A 15,491-nucleotide genomic window follows, 5' to 3' on the forward strand; every position below is an offset into this window, starting at 1 on the left:
GGAGTTTTCGATGACCGAATTTCGTTCAATTGATGCCGCCACCGGCGAAGCATCGGGCCGCGCCTATGCGGTCGATGGTCTGGCGCAGGTCGAGGCCGCCTGCGCCGCCGCTGATGCCGCGTTTGATGCTTATCGCGCCACCGACCGCGAGACCCGCGCCGCCTTCCTCGAAACCATCGCCGATGAAATCCTTGCCCTTGGCGACGATCTGATCGTGGCGGCGATGCGCGAGAGCGGCCTGCCCCGCGCCCGCCTTGAAGGCGAACGCGGTCGCACCATGGGCCAGCTTCGCCTGTTCGCTCAGGTGGTGCGCGCCGGTGCATGGCAGCAATTGCGCATCGACCCGGCTCTGCCCGACCGCGCGCCCCTGCCGCGCCCCGATCTGCGCCTGCGCATGATCCCGGTGGGGCCGGTGGCGGTATTTGGCGCCTCCAACTTCCCGCTGGCTTTCTCGACCGCTGGTGGCGACACCGCCTCGGCGCTGGCCGCCGGTTGCCCGGTGGTGGTCAAGGGCCATCCGGCGCATCCCGAAACGGGCGCGCTGGTGGCCTCGGCCATTGCCAAGGCGGTGGCGGCCTGCGGTTTGCCGGGCGGCGTGTTCGGCCATCTGGTCGGCCCATCGAACGAGTTGGGCGCGGCGCTGGTGAAGGACCCGCGCATTGCGGCGGTGGGCTTTACCGGTTCGCGTGCGGGCGGTCTGGCGCTGGTCAATCTGGCCGCCGCGCGCCCGGTGCCGATCCCGGTCTATGCCGAAATGAGCAGCATCAACCCCGTCCTGCTGATGCCCGAAGCGCTCAAGGCGCGCGGCGCGGCGCTGGGCACCGCTTTCGTCGGTTCGCTGACCATGGGCGCGGGGCAGTTCTGCACCAACCCCGGCCTGCTGCTGGCCATTGAGGGCGAGGGGCTGGAAGCCTTCATCGCCACCGCTACCGGCGCTGTGGCGCAGGCCCCCGCGCAGACCATGCTGACCAAGGGCATCGGCCAGGCCTATCGCAGCGGCACCGCTGCTCTGGCGGGCGCGGATGGCGTCGAGCAACTGGCGGCGGGCGAACCGGGCGAGGGCACCGCTTGCGGCGCGATCCTGTTCCAGACCACGGCTTCGGCCTTTCTCGCCAATCCGGCGCTGGCGCATGAAGTGTTTGGCGCCAGCTCGATCCTCGTGCGCTGCGCCGATGCGGCGGAACTGACGGCTGTGCTCAAGGGGCTGGAAGGGCAACTGACCGCCACGCTGCATATGGACGATGCCGACGCCGATCTGGCCGCCGCCATCCTGCCGGTGCTGGAGCGCAAGGTGGGCCGTATCCTCGCCAATGGTTGGCCCACGGGCGTCGAGGTGTGCCATGCGATGGTTCATGGCGGGCCTTTCCCGGCCACCAGCGATCCGCGCACGACCTCGGTGGGCACTCTTGCCATCGACCGTTTCCTGCGCCCGGTCAGCTATCAGAACATCGTGCCTGCGCTGCTGCCCGCCGAATTGCGCGATGATGCGCGCGGCGATGGCGCGCCGCGTCTGATCGATGGTGTGCTGACGCTCTGATTTTTGCATTCACCCCGCCGGGGCGTTCCGGCGGGGCAAGGAGTTTTGACGATGGCCCAGCGCCTTTTGCAACATCGCGCCGAAGATGGCGCGCGTTCCGTTATTCTGGCCGATGGGGATCAGGCCTGGTTCCTCAATGGGGTTTCCTCGACCCGCGAACTGGCTTTGCGCGCGATTGCCGCTGGGCGTTCGCTCTCGGCGGAAGCCGAAGCTGCCGGTAAGGGCGCGGCGGTGGATATTGCCGCCGAACTGGCCGCCGGTCGCTTGCTGGCCCCGATCGACCATGAAGACCCGGCCCATCTGTGGATGACCGGAACCGGCCTCACGCATCTGGGTTCGGCGGAAGGCCGCAACAAGATGCATGCAGCCGCCGCTGCTGGCGAAAAGCTGACCGATTCGATGCGCATGTTCCTTGAAGGCGTCGAGGGCGGCAAGCCTGAAGCGGGCCAGACCGGCCAGCAGCCCGAATGGTTCTACAAGGGCGATGGTTCGCAGCTTGTCGGCCCCGGCGACGATCTGCTCAGCCCGGCCTTTGCGCAGGATGGCGGCGAGGAGCCCGAACTGGCGGGTGTCTATATCGTCGGCCCGGACGGCACGCCCTTCCGCCTTGGCCTCGCGCTGGCCAATGAATTTTCCGACCATGTGACCGAGCGGCACAATTACCTGTGGCTGGCCCATTCCAAGCTGCGCGTGGCCGCGCTGGGCGCTGAACTGCTGATCGGCGAAGTACCCGAGGACATTCGCGGGACCAGCCGCATTCTGCGTGATGGTGCAACGCTGTGGGAAAAGCCCTTCCTGTCGGGCGAGGCGAATATGTCGCACAGCATCGGCAATCTGGAACAGCACCATTTCAAATATGGTCTGTTCCGCCGCGCGGGCGATGTGCATGTGCATTTCTTCGGCACGGCCACGCTGTCCTTCTCTGACGAAGTGCGTACCGCGCCCGGCGATGAGTTTGAAATCAGCGCGGCGCCTTTCGCGCTGCCTCTGCGCAACCGTCTGACCATCGCACAGGCGGAAACTGTCTCGGTAAAGGTGCTCTGAGCCATGGCCATCCGCATCGCAATTGTCGGCGTGGGCAAGATCGCACGCGACCAGCATTTGCCCGCCATCGCCGCCAATCCGGCCTATGAATTGGTGGCCACGGTCAGCCGTCATGATCCGCAGCTGTCCGTGCCGTGGTTTGCCGATCTGGATGGTCTGCTGGCTTCAGGGCTGGCGGTTGATGCGGTGGCCCTCTGCACCCCGCCGCAGGTGCGCTACGCTCTGGCGGTCAAGGCGTTGCAGCACAAGCTGCATGTCTTCCTGGAAAAGCCGCCCGGTGCGACTTTGGCCGAGGTGGAATCGCTGCGCGCGATGGCTGATGAGGCAGGCGTTACGTTGTTTGCCTCGTGGCATTCGCGCTATGCGGCGGGGGTGGAGCCGGCGAAGGCATGGCTGGCCAACCGCGAGATCCGCGATGTGCGGATCATCTGGCGCGAGGACGTGCGTGTCTGGCATCCGGGGCAGGCGTGGATCTGGCAGGCGGGCGGATTGGGCGTGTTCGATCCGGGCATCAATGCGCTCTCCATCGCCACGCATATCCTGCCGCGTCCGTTCTTCCTGACCGATGCCACACTGGAGGTACCCTCGAACTGTCAGGCGCCGATCGCGGCGGACCTGCGCTTTACCGACAGCGCGGGGACGCCGATCCACATGGATCTGGATTTCCGCCAGACCGGCCCGCAAAGCTGGGACATCATTGTGGAAACCGACGGCGGTACGCTCAAGCTGGCCAAGGGCGGCTCGGTGCTGACCCTGCCCGAGGGCGTGCGCGAGGATGAGGATCGGGAATATCCCGAACTCTATGCCCGTTTCGCAGCCCTGGTGGCCGGGAGGCAGAGCGATGTCGATATCGCCCCGCTGCGCCACGTGGCGGATGCTTTCCTGCGCGGCCATATGCGCGCGGTGGAGCCGTTTATCGAATAAGCTGTTTGGTCCTCGCCGTCACACTGGGGTGGGGCGGGGGCCATTCACCCAAAGGGGCGCTTTTCCGAGCCGGGAAGGCGCCTTTTTCCATGCCCGCAAGGCGGGAGGGAGTTCTTGAAGATATGGGGAAAAGTGGTGGGCGATGACGGGCTCGAACCGCCGACCCTCTCGGTGTAAACGAGATGCTCTACCAACTGAGCTAATCGCCCCGATCACGGGAAGGGCGCGATTAGGCGGTTTTTTTCGGGGCGTCAACAGGGCTTTGGCGGCGCAGTTCGGGAAAATCGGCGGCGGGCAGCGCGCGGGAGAAGAGATAGCCCTGCGCCTGATCGCAGCCTTCGGCCAGCAGCACGCGCATCTGATGCTCGTTTTCCACCCCTTCGGCGGTGGTGGTCATGCCCATCGCATGGGCCAGCGCGATCACGGCGCGCACGATGGGCAAGGTCTCGTCGCTTTCGCCCAGACCCTTGAGAAAGCAGCGGTCGATCTTGATCTTGTCAAAGGGAAAGGCGCGCAGATAGTTGAGCGAGGAATAGCCGGTGCCGAAATCATCCAGCGCCACCCGCACCCCCAGCCCGCGCAATTTATGCAGCAGCGCGCCATGGACGGCATTGTCCTTGAGCAGCACGTTTTCGGTGATTTCCAGTTCGAGCCGGTCGGGCGCGATGCCGTTTTCGGCAACCGCCTGCATCACGGTGGAGATCAGCCCGGCGCTGCGCAATTGCGCGGGGCTCAGGTTGACCGCCACGCGCAGATGGGCGGGCCACTGCGCCAGCTCCTGACACGCCCGGCGGATCACCCAATCGCCCAGCGGCACCACCAGCCCGGTCTCTTCGGCCAGCGGGATGAACAGATCGGGCATGACCATGCCGCGCGCGGGGTGCCGCCAGCGCACCAGCGCCTCATAGCCCACGGTCCGGCGCGTGATGACATCGATCAGCGGTTGGTAATGCAGCTCGAACTGGCCCTCGCTCAGGCCGGTGCGCATGTCCATTTCCAGCTCGCGCCGGGCCGCGGCGGCCTCGTCCATGCCGGGTTCGAAATGCGAAAACACGCCGCGCCCGCGCCCCTTGGCGACATAAAGCGCAAGGTCGGCCTGTTTCATCAGCGTGGCGGCGTCGGTCTGGCTGTCATGGCTGACCGCGATGCCGATGCTGGTCGAGGTGAGGACCTGGCCGTCCTCGATCAGGCAGGGCTGGCGGACTGCCTCGATGATGCGGTTGGCGGTCTTTTCGGCGATATGGTCGATGCGGCGGCCATGCATCAGAATGGCAAATTCATCGCCCCCCCAGCCGAGCCACCAGGTCGCTCTTGCGCACCGCATCCTCGATTCGCCGCGCCACTTCGCACAGCAGCTTGTCGCCCACCGGATGGCCCAGCGTGTCATTGACCGATTTGAACCGGTCGAGATCGAGGTAAAGCACCGCGACCCCGTCATCCTGCGCCCGCCGCCGCAGCAGCGCCCCCGCCAGCGTTTCGTTGAACAGAAAGCGATTGGCCAGATTGGTGAGGCCATCATAATGGGCCATGTGGCTGACGCGGGCCTCGGCGCGCTTTTGCGCGGTGACATCGCGGGCCACGCCGCGCATCCCGTCCTGCCACGGCTGGGCCGAAAGGGTCCACCAATGGGGCGATCCGTCCAGTGTGAGCGGCAGGGTGATATCGCGAAAGGGCGTGCGCCGGGCCAGATGCGCGGCCAGCCGCTCGGTTTCGGGGCAGGGGGCGAAGAGATCCGGCAAAGGCATCCCGTCCAGCAATTGCCATGCCCGCCGCGCGGCATCGCCAAAGCGTGGGCTGGGCTCCTGAATGCGGCCCAGACTGTCGACTTTCCAGAGCCAGTCGGCCGATTGCGCCTCGAAATCGTTGAGCAGCAATTGCACCGTGGCCCCGGTCTCGCGCAATTGTTCGCGCGCGTGAAAGGCTTTGGTGAATTCGCGCTGGTTCTGAAACGCCCCGCGCGACAGGATCAGCAGATAGGAGGCGCAGAACAAGGTCCCGACCCATACCTGCGCGCCCGGAAACAGCGCCCACGCGATGATCGTGCCGACACAGATCGGCACCATGAACAGGACCGCTGCCAGCGCCATGGTCGAATAGGTCAGCACCGAAGCGCCCAGCATCCCGCCCGACAGGATGGCGATAACGATGAACTGGCGGGTGTTGGCTATGCTAGCCCCGGCGGCGATGCCCGCGCCCCACAGCAGCCCGTTGGCCAGCGCCGTGGCGTGGATATGCCAAAGGTCGCGCCGCCCGTCGATGGTGGCCCATCCCGCCCGCCTGCGCCGCAGCGCCAGTTCCAGCCGGGCGCCGGACACCGCAAAGATGCCCGCCAGCCAGACCAGCACCATGCCGGGATAGGGCGAGGAAAGCATGGTCAAGGCCACAGCCACGGCATTGGCCGTCCCGCCGATGGCCCCCGTCACGGCGCGGCGCAGATTGTCCGCTATACGCTCGGTCAGCAATTGGCGGGCGGAATCCCCCGTTTGTGGAGACAAAGGATGGATCATTTGCGCCGTGCCGGGAACGTCCTGAAGTTGCATGGGAGTATAGACCCGAGAGCCAATCTTGGCCAGCAAGTCGAAAACCCAATATCTGCGGGTGTTTATCGCCGTTTGATAAATTTTGGACCCGCCGCCATATCGGAATTATCCCTAGGGGCGCGTCCCGAGGTGTTCAGGCCGCGCGGTCGGTTGGGGCCATGCGGTCGCCGCGCCTGCCATCGGCAGAAGTCCCATCGCGCAAAGTGTGGCGGCGTTCGAAGCTGAACTGGCCCACGATACCGGCCATGCTGGCAGCCTGATCGGACAGGCCGCGCGCGGCCGCATTCGATTCCTCGACCATGGCCGCGTTCTGTTGGGTGTTGAGGTCGATCTGCTGCAATTGCGCGTTGAGCGCGACCATGCTTTCGGACTGCTGTTCGGAAAAGCTGGCGATGTCGCCCGCCTTGCTGCTGGTATCGTCCAGCCGCCCGATGATCTGGTTGAGCGCATCGCGCATCTGTTCGACCAGATCGGCGCCATGCTGCACATCCTCATTCGAGGTGACGATCAGGCTCTTGATGTTCTTGGCCGATTCGGTGGTGCGATGGGCCAGCGCGCGCACCTCGCTGGCCACTACGGCAAAGCCCTTGCCCGCCTCACCCGCCCGCGCGGCCTCGACCCCGGCGTTGAGCGCCAGCAGGTTGGTCTGAAACGCGATGCCGTCGATCACATCGACGATCTGGGCGATCTGGGTGGCCGAATCCTTGATCTTTTCCATCGCGACAACGGTGGAATCCATGATCCGCCCGCCCTTGCTGGCATGGCCCGAAACCTCGGCCACCGATCCGTCGACATCGCGCGCATTGCCCGCCGTGGTGGCGATGGCCGTGGTCACATCGCGCATCACTTCGGAAATATGCGCGACCGATGCGGCCTGCTGCTCTGTGCGGTTGGCCAGATCATTGGCCGCGCAACTGATCTCATGCGCGCCCGATTTCACCCCATGGGCGGCATCGGTCATCTGGATCACCAGATTGCTGATCTGGTGGCGCATATTGTGGAAATCGGCGGCCAGTTGTTTGTACGCCGGCGGCACGTCGCCCAGTTGCGCGCGCAGATTGCCGCCTGCCACTTCGCCCATCGCCTTGCTCATGGCCGCGATGATATCGTTGCGCTGGGTCGCCTCGGCCTCGAAATAGGCGCCCAATGCGGCCTCCATGTCGAACAGCGCGGTCTTGACCAGCGTGGCCACGGCCCTGGCCTGACCGCGCCTTTGCCATGGCAGGGCAAAGCCCTTGAGCGTGTCCTCGATGATGCTTTCCAGCACCAGCGCATAGCCGCTGATATAAAGGTCCGCCTCCAGCCCGACGCGGGCGTGGATATGGCCGATCTTGGTGGCGCGGGCCACGGCGGCATCGTCAAAGGAGGATTCAAAAAGCGAGAGCCAGTGCTGCAATTGCGCGCTGGAGGCTCTCTCGCGCTGTTCCTGGGTGGGAATGATTTTGGAGGCGGCCGGATGGGCCGCGATGGCGGCATAGAGCCTTTCGAGCGCGCGCGGGGCGTATCGCGCCACCATCGCCCGGATCGCGGGAAACACGCGCAGGTTGGAGGAATCGATCGAGGTTACCGTTTCGCGGCGCGCGCGCTTTGTCGTTGGAATGCCCTGCATCGATCCGATTTCCTCTGCCCTGAGGTCATATGTGTAAAATCGGATCCTGTTCTAGTCGGGCTTGGTTAAATCGGGGGCAAGCAGCAGGGAGGGGAAATACCGGATGCCCCCCTTGTGCCTATTGCTCGGCCAGCAGGGCGGCCGCCTCGGCCCCGGCCCAGTCCTTGCCGCCATTGATGCGCCAGACCTCGCGCCCCTGCGCATCATAATAGATCGAGGCGGGCAGGGTGCCGACCTGCCACTGGGTCGCCGCCGTGCCTTCGGGGTCCAGCCATGGTTCCAGCGCATCGCCCCCCCGCGCCTTGAGGAAGGCGGCGACCTTGGCCTTGGCGCTTTCGCTGTCCTGCGACACGGTCAGCACGCGGATCCTGCCGCCTGCGGCCAGCTTGTTCAGCGCGGGCAGTTCGGCGATGCACGGCCCGCACCATGTCGCCCACAGGTTGATGAGCAGAGGTTTGCCCTTGAGGCTTGCGGTGTTGATCTCCTTGCCCTGCGCATCCCTGAAGGTCAGCGCGGGCAGTCGCGAACCCTTGTGGCTGCGGTCGAGCGCGGCGCCTTCGGCATTGGGCGCCGAGGATGGGGCTGATGCGCCTGCTTCTGGCGGTTGCTTATCGCCGCCGCTTTGCCTATCGCAACCCGCGATTCCGGCCGCGATGGTGGCCACCATCAGGCCCCTACCGGCAAGTTTGAGGATTTTGCGCGTGAGCGAAGGTGACAACAAGGCAGGCTCCAATCAGATGTGGGGCGGGCGCTTTGCCGAAGGGCCCAGCGCCATCATGCGTGAGATTAACGCCTCGATCCCCTTCGACAAGGCCCTTTGGCGCCAGGATATCCGCGCCTCCAAGGCCCATGTCGCGATGCTGGGCGCGCAGGGAATCGTGAGCGCCGATGACGCCGCCACGATCAGCGCCGGTCTGGACACGGTCGCGGGCGAATATGAAGTGAGCGGCGTCCCTGAGAACTGGGATCTCGAAGACATCCACATGACCACCGAGAGCCGCCTTGCCGAACTGGTCGGTCCGGCGGCGGGGCGTCTGCACACCGCGCGCAGCCGCAACGATCAGGTCGCCACCGATTTCCGCCTCTGGGTCCGCGATGCGGTGGACGAGGCGCTGGCCGGTCTCAATGCGCTGCAAAAGGCGCTGGTGGCCCGCGCGGGCGAGCATGTGAACTCGATCATGCCCGGCTTTACCCATCTTCAGACCGCGCAGCCGGTGACGCTTGGCCATCACCTGATGGCCTATTACGAAATGGCCGCGCGCGATGTCTCGCGCTTTGCCGATGCCCGTGCGCGCATGAACCAGTCGCCGCTGGGCGCCGCCGCGCTGGCCGGGACCGGGTTCCCCATCGACCGTTTCGCCACGGCGCGGGCGTTGGATTTCGACCGTCCCACCGACAACAGCCTCGATTCGGTTTCGGACCGCGACTTCGCGCTCGATTACCTGATGGCGGCGGCGCAATGCTCGCTCCATCTTTCGCGTCTTGCCGAAGAGTTCATCATCTGGGCGTCGCAGCCCTTCGGCTTCGTCCGCCTGCCCGACAGTCTGTCGACCGGCAGCAGCATCATGCCGCAAAAGAAGAACCCCGATGCCGCCGAACTGGTGCGTGGCCATGCCGGGCGCATCATCGGCTCGCTCACCAGCCTGATGATCACGATGAAGGGCCTGCCGCTGGCCTATTCCAAGGATATGCAGGACGACAAGCCGCCGGTGTTTGAAGCGGCCGGTCTGCTGACCCTGTGCCTTGCCGCGATGACGGGCATGGTGGAAAGCACCACCTTCCGCACCGACCGCATGCGTCAGGCCGCCGAACTGGGCTATGCCACGGCGACCGATCTGGCCGACTGGCTGGTTCGTCAGGCCAATATCCCCTTCCGCGAGGCGCATCACATCACCGGCGCGGCGGTCAAGCTGGCCGAAAGCAAGGGGATCGCGCTGGATCAGCTCAGCCTCGATGAACTGCAGGCGATCGACCCGCGCATTACCGATGCGGTCTATCCCGCGCTTTCGGTCGAGGCATCGGTGGCATCGCGCGCCAGCCATGGCGGCACCGCCCCATCTCAGGTAGAACAACGTGTGGCGCAGGCTCGCGCCGCGCTTGGTATGGAGTAACGCCCTTATGCGTGCCGTATTTTTCCCGATGGTTGCGCTCCTGGCGCTGGCGGGCTGCGGCACGCAGGGCGAACTTAAACCCGCGCCGGGGCATCAGTTGCCCCCTTCGCCCATTGGCCGCAAGGACCGGCCGAGTGCGACGGAATTGCTCAGCCAATCGTCTCAGGCCCGTCCCAGCCGCAATGTCGAGCTGCACACGCGCTCTGAACCGCGCACGGACGATGCCTTCGATCTGCCTCCTTCAGAATGAGCCGGGGGGCCTTATGCCCCCACGCAGGATTTAAAGACACATGGATCATTTTCATTACGTTGACGGCGTTCTTCATGCCGAAGACACCGCCATTCCCGCCATTGCCCGCGCCGTGGGCACGCCGGTTTACATCTATTCGGCCGCCACGCTGACCCGCCACGCGCGCGTGTTCCGCGAGGCTCTGTCGATCCTGCCCTCGACGCATATCGCCTTTGCGGTCAAGTCGAACCCCAATCTGGCGGTCTTGAAGCTGCTGGCGCGCGAAGGTTACGGCGCGGACGTGGTCTCTGCGGGCGAGATGGACCGCGCGCTGGCCGCCGGTATCCCGGCGCAGGGCGTGGTCTTTTCCGGCGTCGGCAAGACGGCGGACGAGCTGACCCGCGCGCTTAAGGCGGGCATCGGCCAGTTCAACATCGAGAGCGAAGAGGAAGGCGTCGAGCTGGCCGCGATTGCCGCTTCGCTCGGACTGGTGGCCCATGCCGCGCTCCGCGTGAACCCGGATGTGGACGCGGGCACCCATGCCAAGATTTCCACCGGCATGGCGGAAAACAAGTTCGGCGTGGCCTATGACCGCGCCGCCGGGATCTATGCGCGCCTGTCCGCGCTGCCGGGTATCGAGATGCGCGGGCTTGCCGTCCATATCGGCAGCCAGTTGTCCAGGCTCGACCCGCTGGAGGCCGCGTTTAGCAAGATGGGCGAGCTGATGCGCTCGATCCGCGGGCAGGGCCTGAGCATCACCCATATGGATCTGGGCGGCGGCATCGGCGTGCCTTACAAGGCGGATGAGGTGTTTCCCTCTCCGGCCGAATATGCCGCCATGGTGGCGCGCGTCACGGCCGATTGGGGCGTCACACTGATGTTCGAACCGGGCCGCGTGATCGCGGGCAATTCGGGCGTGCTGGTCACCGAGGTTGTGCGCGTCAAGGAAGGCGTGACCACGCCCTTCGTCATCGTCGATGCGGCCATGAACGACCTTGCCCGCCCGGCGCTCTATGGCTCGTGGCACGATTTTCTGGCCGTCGAGCCCAATGGCGAAAAGTTCACCGCCAATATCGTCGGCCCGATCTGCGAATCCTCCGACACCTTTGCCATGGGCCGCGAGATCGACGTGGTGAAGGCGGGCGATCTTGCCGTGTTCCGCACCGCCGGGGCCTATGGCGCCACCATGGCCAACACCTATAACAGCCGCGCGCTGGTGCCCGAGGTGATGGTCAATGGCGATCAGTGGGCGGTTGTCGCCAATCGGATTGATCCTGCGGCCATTTTGGCGGCGGAGCAGGTGCCGAATTGGTTGATGGATTAAAGGGGGTTTTGCCTCCGGCGGGCAAAGGGCGGGGGCCCTTTGCAATCCCGTTAATGGGGATAGTTTGGGGGATTGGAATTTTAAAAGCCTGCGGCGCTTACGAAAGAGCGCCGCAGGCTCTATAATTTCTGACATTGCGTCCGACACAAAACGCCGAACTCTTCGCGCAACGAGGACAGTAAAGGGAGCGCGAGGGTCTAGACCCTCGCATCTTGCCCTATTCCCTCTATAACCCCCACCATGATCGACACACTCCCCCTCTTTCACCGCATCAAGGGCCAACCCGTCATCGTTCTGGGCACAGGCGATGCGGCGGACGCTAAACGCCGCCTTGTCGAACGCGCGGGCGGACAGGTGTTCGACGATATGCAGGAAGGGATCGACCGCTGTGCGCGTCTCGCCTTCGTCGCCTATGAGGACCGTGAAGCTGCCGCCGCCGATGCCCTGCGGCTGCGCGGGGCGGGCCTGCTGGTCAATGTCGTCGACCAGCCCGACCTTTGCGATTTCACCACGCCCTCGATCCTGGACCGTTCGCCCGTGCTGATCGCGGTGGGGACGGGGGGCGTCTCGGCGGGGCTGGCCAAGCAATTGCGGCTGCGGCTGGAGGCGCTTTTGCCCGAGAGGCTGGGCGCGCTGGCGCAGGCGCTGGGTGCGGCGCGGACCGTGCTGCGGCGGCGGTTTCCCGATGCGGCCGACCGCCGTCGCGCGCTCGATGTGGCGCTGGGGCAGGGGGGGATGCTCGACCCGCTCGACGATGGCAGCGCGGGGCGGGTGGATGCCTTCCTTGCGGGCGCCAGGCTGCCTGACGAGACGCTGGCCGAAATCGTACTGACCTCGCCCGATCCCGATGATCTCACGCTGCGTCAGGCCCGCTGGCTGGGCGGGGCCGATGGGATCGCGGTTGAGGAAGGTGTGCCCGACGTCGTGCTGGCGCGGGCGCGGGCCGATGCGATCCGGTTGAAAATCGCGCGAGGGCAGGGGTTTGAGGCACCCGGTGGGGTTTGGGTTATTGTGAGAAATGGGGGGTAGGAAGCAGGTTTGCCTCCGGCGGGCAAAGGGCGGGGGCCCTTTGCAATCCCGTTAATGGGGATGGTTTGCGGCGGGGTGTTTTGGGCGATATTTATAAAGCTTGCGGCGCTACTTAAAACGCGCCGCAGGCTTTATAATTTCTAACGGCGCGTCCGGCACTCGACGGCGAATCCATAGCGCAACGCAGACAGTAAAGGGAGCGCGAGGGTCTAGACCCTCGCATATTCATCTTCACCTTAATGCCAGAATCCAAACAAGCAACCCGGTGATCATTAAGCCAATAACGAACCAGCAACCAATGCGCAGGGGCCGTGGCAGCTTATTAAATAGCCAACTTATTACTTCTGAAATGCAATCGCCGATTATGTCGCCGATGAAGTCTACCACCGCATCCCGCCCGCCATCGCATCGCACGCCGCCTGCAGGATCACCGCCGCGGCTGCGCTGTCGATGCGGGTCTTGCGCTTGGCGCGGCTCATGTCCTGCTCGATCAGCCCGCGCTCAGCGCTGGTGGTGGACCATCGCTCGTCCCACAGCAGGATGGGCAGGCCCAGCACGGCAAGGTTTTTGGCATAGGCGCGGGCCGATTGGGCGCGTGGACCCGATGTGCCGTCCATGTTCAGCGGCAGACCGATGACGATGCCCTTGATGCCGCGTTCCTCGATCAGCGCGGCGATGGCCAATTTGTCCACGCTGAATTTGCCGCGCGCGATGGTCTTGCCGGGCGAGGCAATGCGCCATTCGGGGTCGGCAAAGGCGGTGCCTATGGTCTGCGTGCCAAGGTCGAGGCCGATCAGGCCCCCGCCATCGGGCAACGCATCGCGCATATCCAGCGCGGAAAGGGTAATCAGCTCAGCCATTGGCGCCACCAGCCTGCGGTTTTTTCGGTTTGCATATCGGGCGCCTTGCGGGCGCTCCTTGCGGGAGGCGCGCCATGCCATGCTTTGACCCGCCGCGCCACATCCGCGCGCAGGGCGCTCCAGAACAGGGGGATGTCATAGACGTGGAAATTGTTGCCCGGCGCGACGAAGGGGCCAAGCTGGGGCGCGGGGCCGATCATCAAAAACCCGTCCGGCGCGCAGCGCGCAGGCACGAGGCCGGGGACAAGGCTGGCCCCGGTCAGCGCCGTATCAGGCACCAGCGTGCCGGGATTGGCCTGCGCCGGGACGGCGTCACCGGGGCGGCCGGTGAGTGGGTTGACGCAGAGGAACGGGCTGTTGCCGCGGGCCGCGCCATCAAGGCCGGGAAAGCGGGCATAGGCCTCGCGCACCATGTCGGTTTCGGCAGGTTCCGCAAAGCTCTGCCATGAGATGACACAGCCCGCCTGATCGGGGCCTTCGCAGGCGGGCAGGCCCATCGCGGGCAGGTCATGGTCCAGGCTGACCGGCCAGCCCACCGCATAGGCCGCCGCCACCCGCGCGGCCAGCGGCTTGCCCGCCACTCGGTCCTGCATCAGATGCATCAGGTGAAACGCGCCCTGGCTGTGCCCGGCGATCACGATGGGCAGGCGCGGGTCGACCGTTGCGATAAATTCATCAAACGCGGCCAGCACATCGCCATAGGCCACATCGAGCGCCTTTCTCCCTGATGGCCGGTCGGTCAGGAAAGCGCCCAAGGTGGCCTGTCGATAGCGCGGCGCCCAGACTTCGGCCGCCGCGCTGAAGGGTGTGGCCAGACCGCGCAGCAGGATTTCCGTCCGCCCCGAAATCAGCGTTTCGTCAACGGCCGAATTCCAGTGCAGCCGGTCGAAATGGCTGGTGGGATGGATGAAAAACACCGCAACGGGCAGGGTCGCCTCGCCCACCGGCGCGCCGGTGGGGCGCCAGCGCGAAGGATCATTCGGCCCGCCCGCCCCGCGCGAATACCACATGGCCGGATCGGCATAGGCATTGGCGGCCAGAGGCGGCGCGGCGGAAAACGGCACGACCGGCACAAAGGTGAATTGTGTCAATTCCTTGGCCCAATAGCGCAAAGCACCCAGCGCACCGATCACAAGCACCACCAGAATTGCAACGCCATAGAGAAACTTTCGCGCCAAGGGGGATTTACACCTGCTCTGTCACTTCGGCGCCATCATGCGCCATCGCGCCGCGCGCCGCCAGCCTTTCCAGCAAGACCTTGAGCATGGCCAGCATCGGATCCGCCAGCGCCAGCCCCAGAATGCCGAACAGCGCCCCCATCATCAGCTGCATCGCCAGGACCAGCGCGGGGGCCAGATCGGCGGTCTTCTTGGCCACCATGGGCACGACAATATTGCCGTCGATCCCCTGAACCACGATATAGACGCCGATACAGTAAAGCCCCATGGATGTGCCGCCCGAAAAGCCGACCATGACCATCAGCAGGCCCGAGACCGGCGCGCCAATATTGGGCAGAAACGCCAAAACGCCGGTGATCAGCCCCAGCAGCGTTGCCATGGGCACGCCATAGGCCGAGAGCGCAAGGCCGATCGTCAACCCTTCGATCACCATGCCCACCAGTCGCCCGAACAGCAGGCGGCGCATCGTATGGCCCATCTGGGTAAACATCTGTTCGAAAAACGGGCGGCTTTCGCGCGGCAGCATCCATGCCAGACCGCGCTGATAGGGCTGGGGATCGATGGCGAAATAGACGCCCAGCACGAGGATCAGAAACAGCGTGGCCATGCCGCCGAACAGCCCTCCCAGCACGCTGGGCAATTGCGCCGCGCCCGCGATGGCCTGTTCGGTAAAGGTCTGGATCGTGCTGCGGTTCAGTGTAATCAGCCGGTGGCGTTCGGCCCAGTGCAGGCCCTTTTGCGCCTGCGCCATCAGGATTTCGGGCAAGGCGGCGGCCTGAAGCGCGAGTTGCGACCCGGCATAGGTGGCAAACCAGATGGCAAAGCCGGCCGCCGCCGCCAGCACGATGGCCACCCGCCACAGGCGCGGGATCGGCAGCACCCGCCCCAGCAGCCGCGCCCCGCCATCCAGCAGCGCGCCAAACACCATCCCGCCGAACACCACCATCAATGGTTGCGCCAGCACCACCAGCAGCACCATCAATCCGGCAATGCCCAGCCAGATCAGCGCCTTCTTCGCCTCATTGCGCACCATCGGGTCGCGAATGTCGGTTGGGCCGGCGCGGCGCTGGCGAGGCGTGGAGGGCTTGCGGGGTGTTTGGGCCATA

Annotated in this window: 14 protein-coding genes and 1 tRNA gene; 7 read left to right on the forward strand and 8 right to left on the reverse strand. The window is 65.3% G+C overall.

Features of this window, described 5'->3' with window-relative positions; all coding sequences use genetic code 11:
• Nucleotides 1–10 precede the first annotated feature (10 nt).
• Genes BGP00_RS17665 through BGP00_RS17675 form a run of 3 tightly spaced genes read left to right on the forward strand, consistent with a single transcriptional unit; the run spans nucleotide 11 to nucleotide 3,505 of the window.
• Nucleotides 11–1,537 carry an aldehyde dehydrogenase (NADP(+)) gene (locus BGP00_RS17665; protein ID WP_292691527.1) on the forward strand — a complete coding sequence of 509 codons (1,527 nt, stop codon included), beginning with the start codon at nucleotides 11–13 and terminating at the stop codon, nucleotides 1,535–1,537.
• Between the two features lie 51 nt (nucleotides 1,538–1,588).
• On the forward strand, nucleotides 1,589–2,581 hold the full coding sequence (araD1, locus tag BGP00_RS17670) for an AraD1 family protein (protein WP_292691525.1): 993 nt from the start codon (nucleotides 1,589–1,591) through the stop codon (nucleotides 2,579–2,581).
• Nucleotides 2,582–2,584: 3 nt separating this feature from the next.
• Nucleotides 2,585–3,505 carry a Gfo/Idh/MocA family oxidoreductase gene (locus BGP00_RS17675; RefSeq protein ID WP_292691523.1) on the forward strand — a complete coding sequence of 307 codons (921 nt, stop codon included), beginning with the start codon at nucleotides 2,585–2,587 and terminating at the stop codon, nucleotides 3,503–3,505.
• Nucleotides 3,506–3,638: 133 nt separating this feature from the next.
• Here the strand turns inward: BGP00_RS17675 and BGP00_RS17680 are convergent.
• The 5 genes from BGP00_RS17680 to BGP00_RS17700 all read right to left on the reverse strand — a co-directional run bounded on the left by BGP00_RS17680 (nucleotide 3,639) and on the right by BGP00_RS17700 (nucleotide 8,321).
• Nucleotides 3,639–3,714, reverse strand: a tRNA-Val gene (locus BGP00_RS17680).
• A 20-nt stretch (nucleotides 3,715–3,734) separates the two neighbouring features.
• A complete protein-coding gene (locus BGP00_RS17685) occupies nucleotides 3,735–4,829 on the reverse strand; it encodes a bifunctional diguanylate cyclase/phosphodiesterase (RefSeq protein ID WP_292925797.1) in 1,095 nt (364 codons plus the stop codon).
• Nucleotides 4,783–6,045, reverse strand: coding sequence for a sensor domain-containing diguanylate cyclase (locus BGP00_RS17690; protein ID WP_292691520.1), 1,263 nt, complete (start codon nucleotides 6,043–6,045; stop codon nucleotides 4,783–4,785). The genes BGP00_RS17685 and BGP00_RS17690 overlap by 47 nt, the downstream gene beginning before the upstream one ends.
• A 133-nt stretch (nucleotides 6,046–6,178) precedes the next feature.
• Complete coding sequence (locus BGP00_RS17695; RefSeq protein ID WP_292691519.1) at nucleotides 6,179–7,654, reverse strand: methyl-accepting chemotaxis protein; 1,476 nt, start codon at nucleotides 7,652–7,654, stop codon at nucleotides 6,179–6,181.
• A 118-nt stretch (nucleotides 7,655–7,772) separates the two neighbouring features.
• Nucleotides 7,773–8,321 carry a TlpA disulfide reductase family protein gene (locus BGP00_RS17700; protein ID WP_292691517.1) on the reverse strand — a complete coding sequence of 183 codons (549 nt, stop codon included), beginning with the start codon at nucleotides 8,319–8,321 and terminating at the stop codon, nucleotides 7,773–7,775.
• A gap of 70 nt (nucleotides 8,322–8,391) precedes the next feature.
• Between BGP00_RS17700 and argH the strand changes: the two genes are divergently transcribed.
• The 4 genes from argH to BGP00_RS17720 all read left to right on the forward strand — a co-directional run bounded on the left by argH (nucleotide 8,392) and on the right by BGP00_RS17720 (nucleotide 12,347).
• The gene (gene argH, locus BGP00_RS17705; protein WP_292691649.1) at nucleotides 8,392–9,765 is read left to right on the forward strand and encodes an argininosuccinate lyase; all 1,374 of its coding nucleotides are present in this window, start codon (nucleotides 8,392–8,394) and stop codon (nucleotides 9,763–9,765) included.
• A gap of 28 nt (nucleotides 9,766–9,793) precedes the next feature.
• A complete protein-coding gene (locus BGP00_RS17710; protein WP_246870302.1) occupies nucleotides 9,794–10,015 on the forward strand; it encodes a hypothetical protein in 222 nt (73 codons plus the stop codon).
• A gap of 40 nt (nucleotides 10,016–10,055) precedes the next feature.
• Nucleotides 10,056–11,318 (forward strand): diaminopimelate decarboxylase, encoded by a 1,263-nt coding sequence (gene lysA / locus BGP00_RS17715; RefSeq protein WP_292691514.1) that lies wholly within the window; start codon nucleotides 10,056–10,058, stop codon nucleotides 11,316–11,318.
• A gap of 240 nt (nucleotides 11,319–11,558) precedes the next feature.
• Entirely contained in the window at nucleotides 11,559–12,347 is a 789-nt protein-coding gene (locus tag BGP00_RS17720; protein WP_292691512.1) for an NAD(P)-dependent oxidoreductase, read from the forward strand.
• Between the two features lie 380 nt (nucleotides 12,348–12,727).
• On the opposite strand, the gene ruvX is transcribed toward BGP00_RS17720, so the two are convergent.
• Genes ruvX through BGP00_RS17735 form a run of 3 tightly spaced genes read right to left on the reverse strand, consistent with a single transcriptional unit; the run spans nucleotide 12,728 to nucleotide 15,490 of the window.
• A complete protein-coding gene (gene ruvX, locus BGP00_RS17725; protein ID WP_292691510.1) occupies nucleotides 12,728–13,207 on the reverse strand; it encodes a Holliday junction resolvase RuvX in 480 nt (159 codons plus the stop codon).
• Nucleotides 13,195–14,385, reverse strand: a complete 1,191-nt coding sequence (locus BGP00_RS17730; protein ID WP_292691508.1) for a DUF3089 domain-containing protein — start codon at nucleotides 14,383–14,385, stop codon at nucleotides 13,195–13,197. The genes ruvX and BGP00_RS17730 overlap by 13 nt, the downstream gene beginning before the upstream one ends.
• Before the next feature lie 7 nt (nucleotides 14,386–14,392).
• The gene (locus tag BGP00_RS17735; protein WP_292691506.1) at nucleotides 14,393–15,490 is read right to left on the reverse strand and encodes an AI-2E family transporter; all 1,098 of its coding nucleotides are present in this window, start codon (nucleotides 15,488–15,490) and stop codon (nucleotides 14,393–14,395) included.
• Nucleotide 15,491: the final 1 nt, after the last annotated feature.

The organism is Novosphingobium sp. 63-713 (assembly GCF_001898925.1).
GTDB lineage: Bacteria > Pseudomonadota > Alphaproteobacteria > Sphingomonadales > Sphingomonadaceae > Novosphingobium.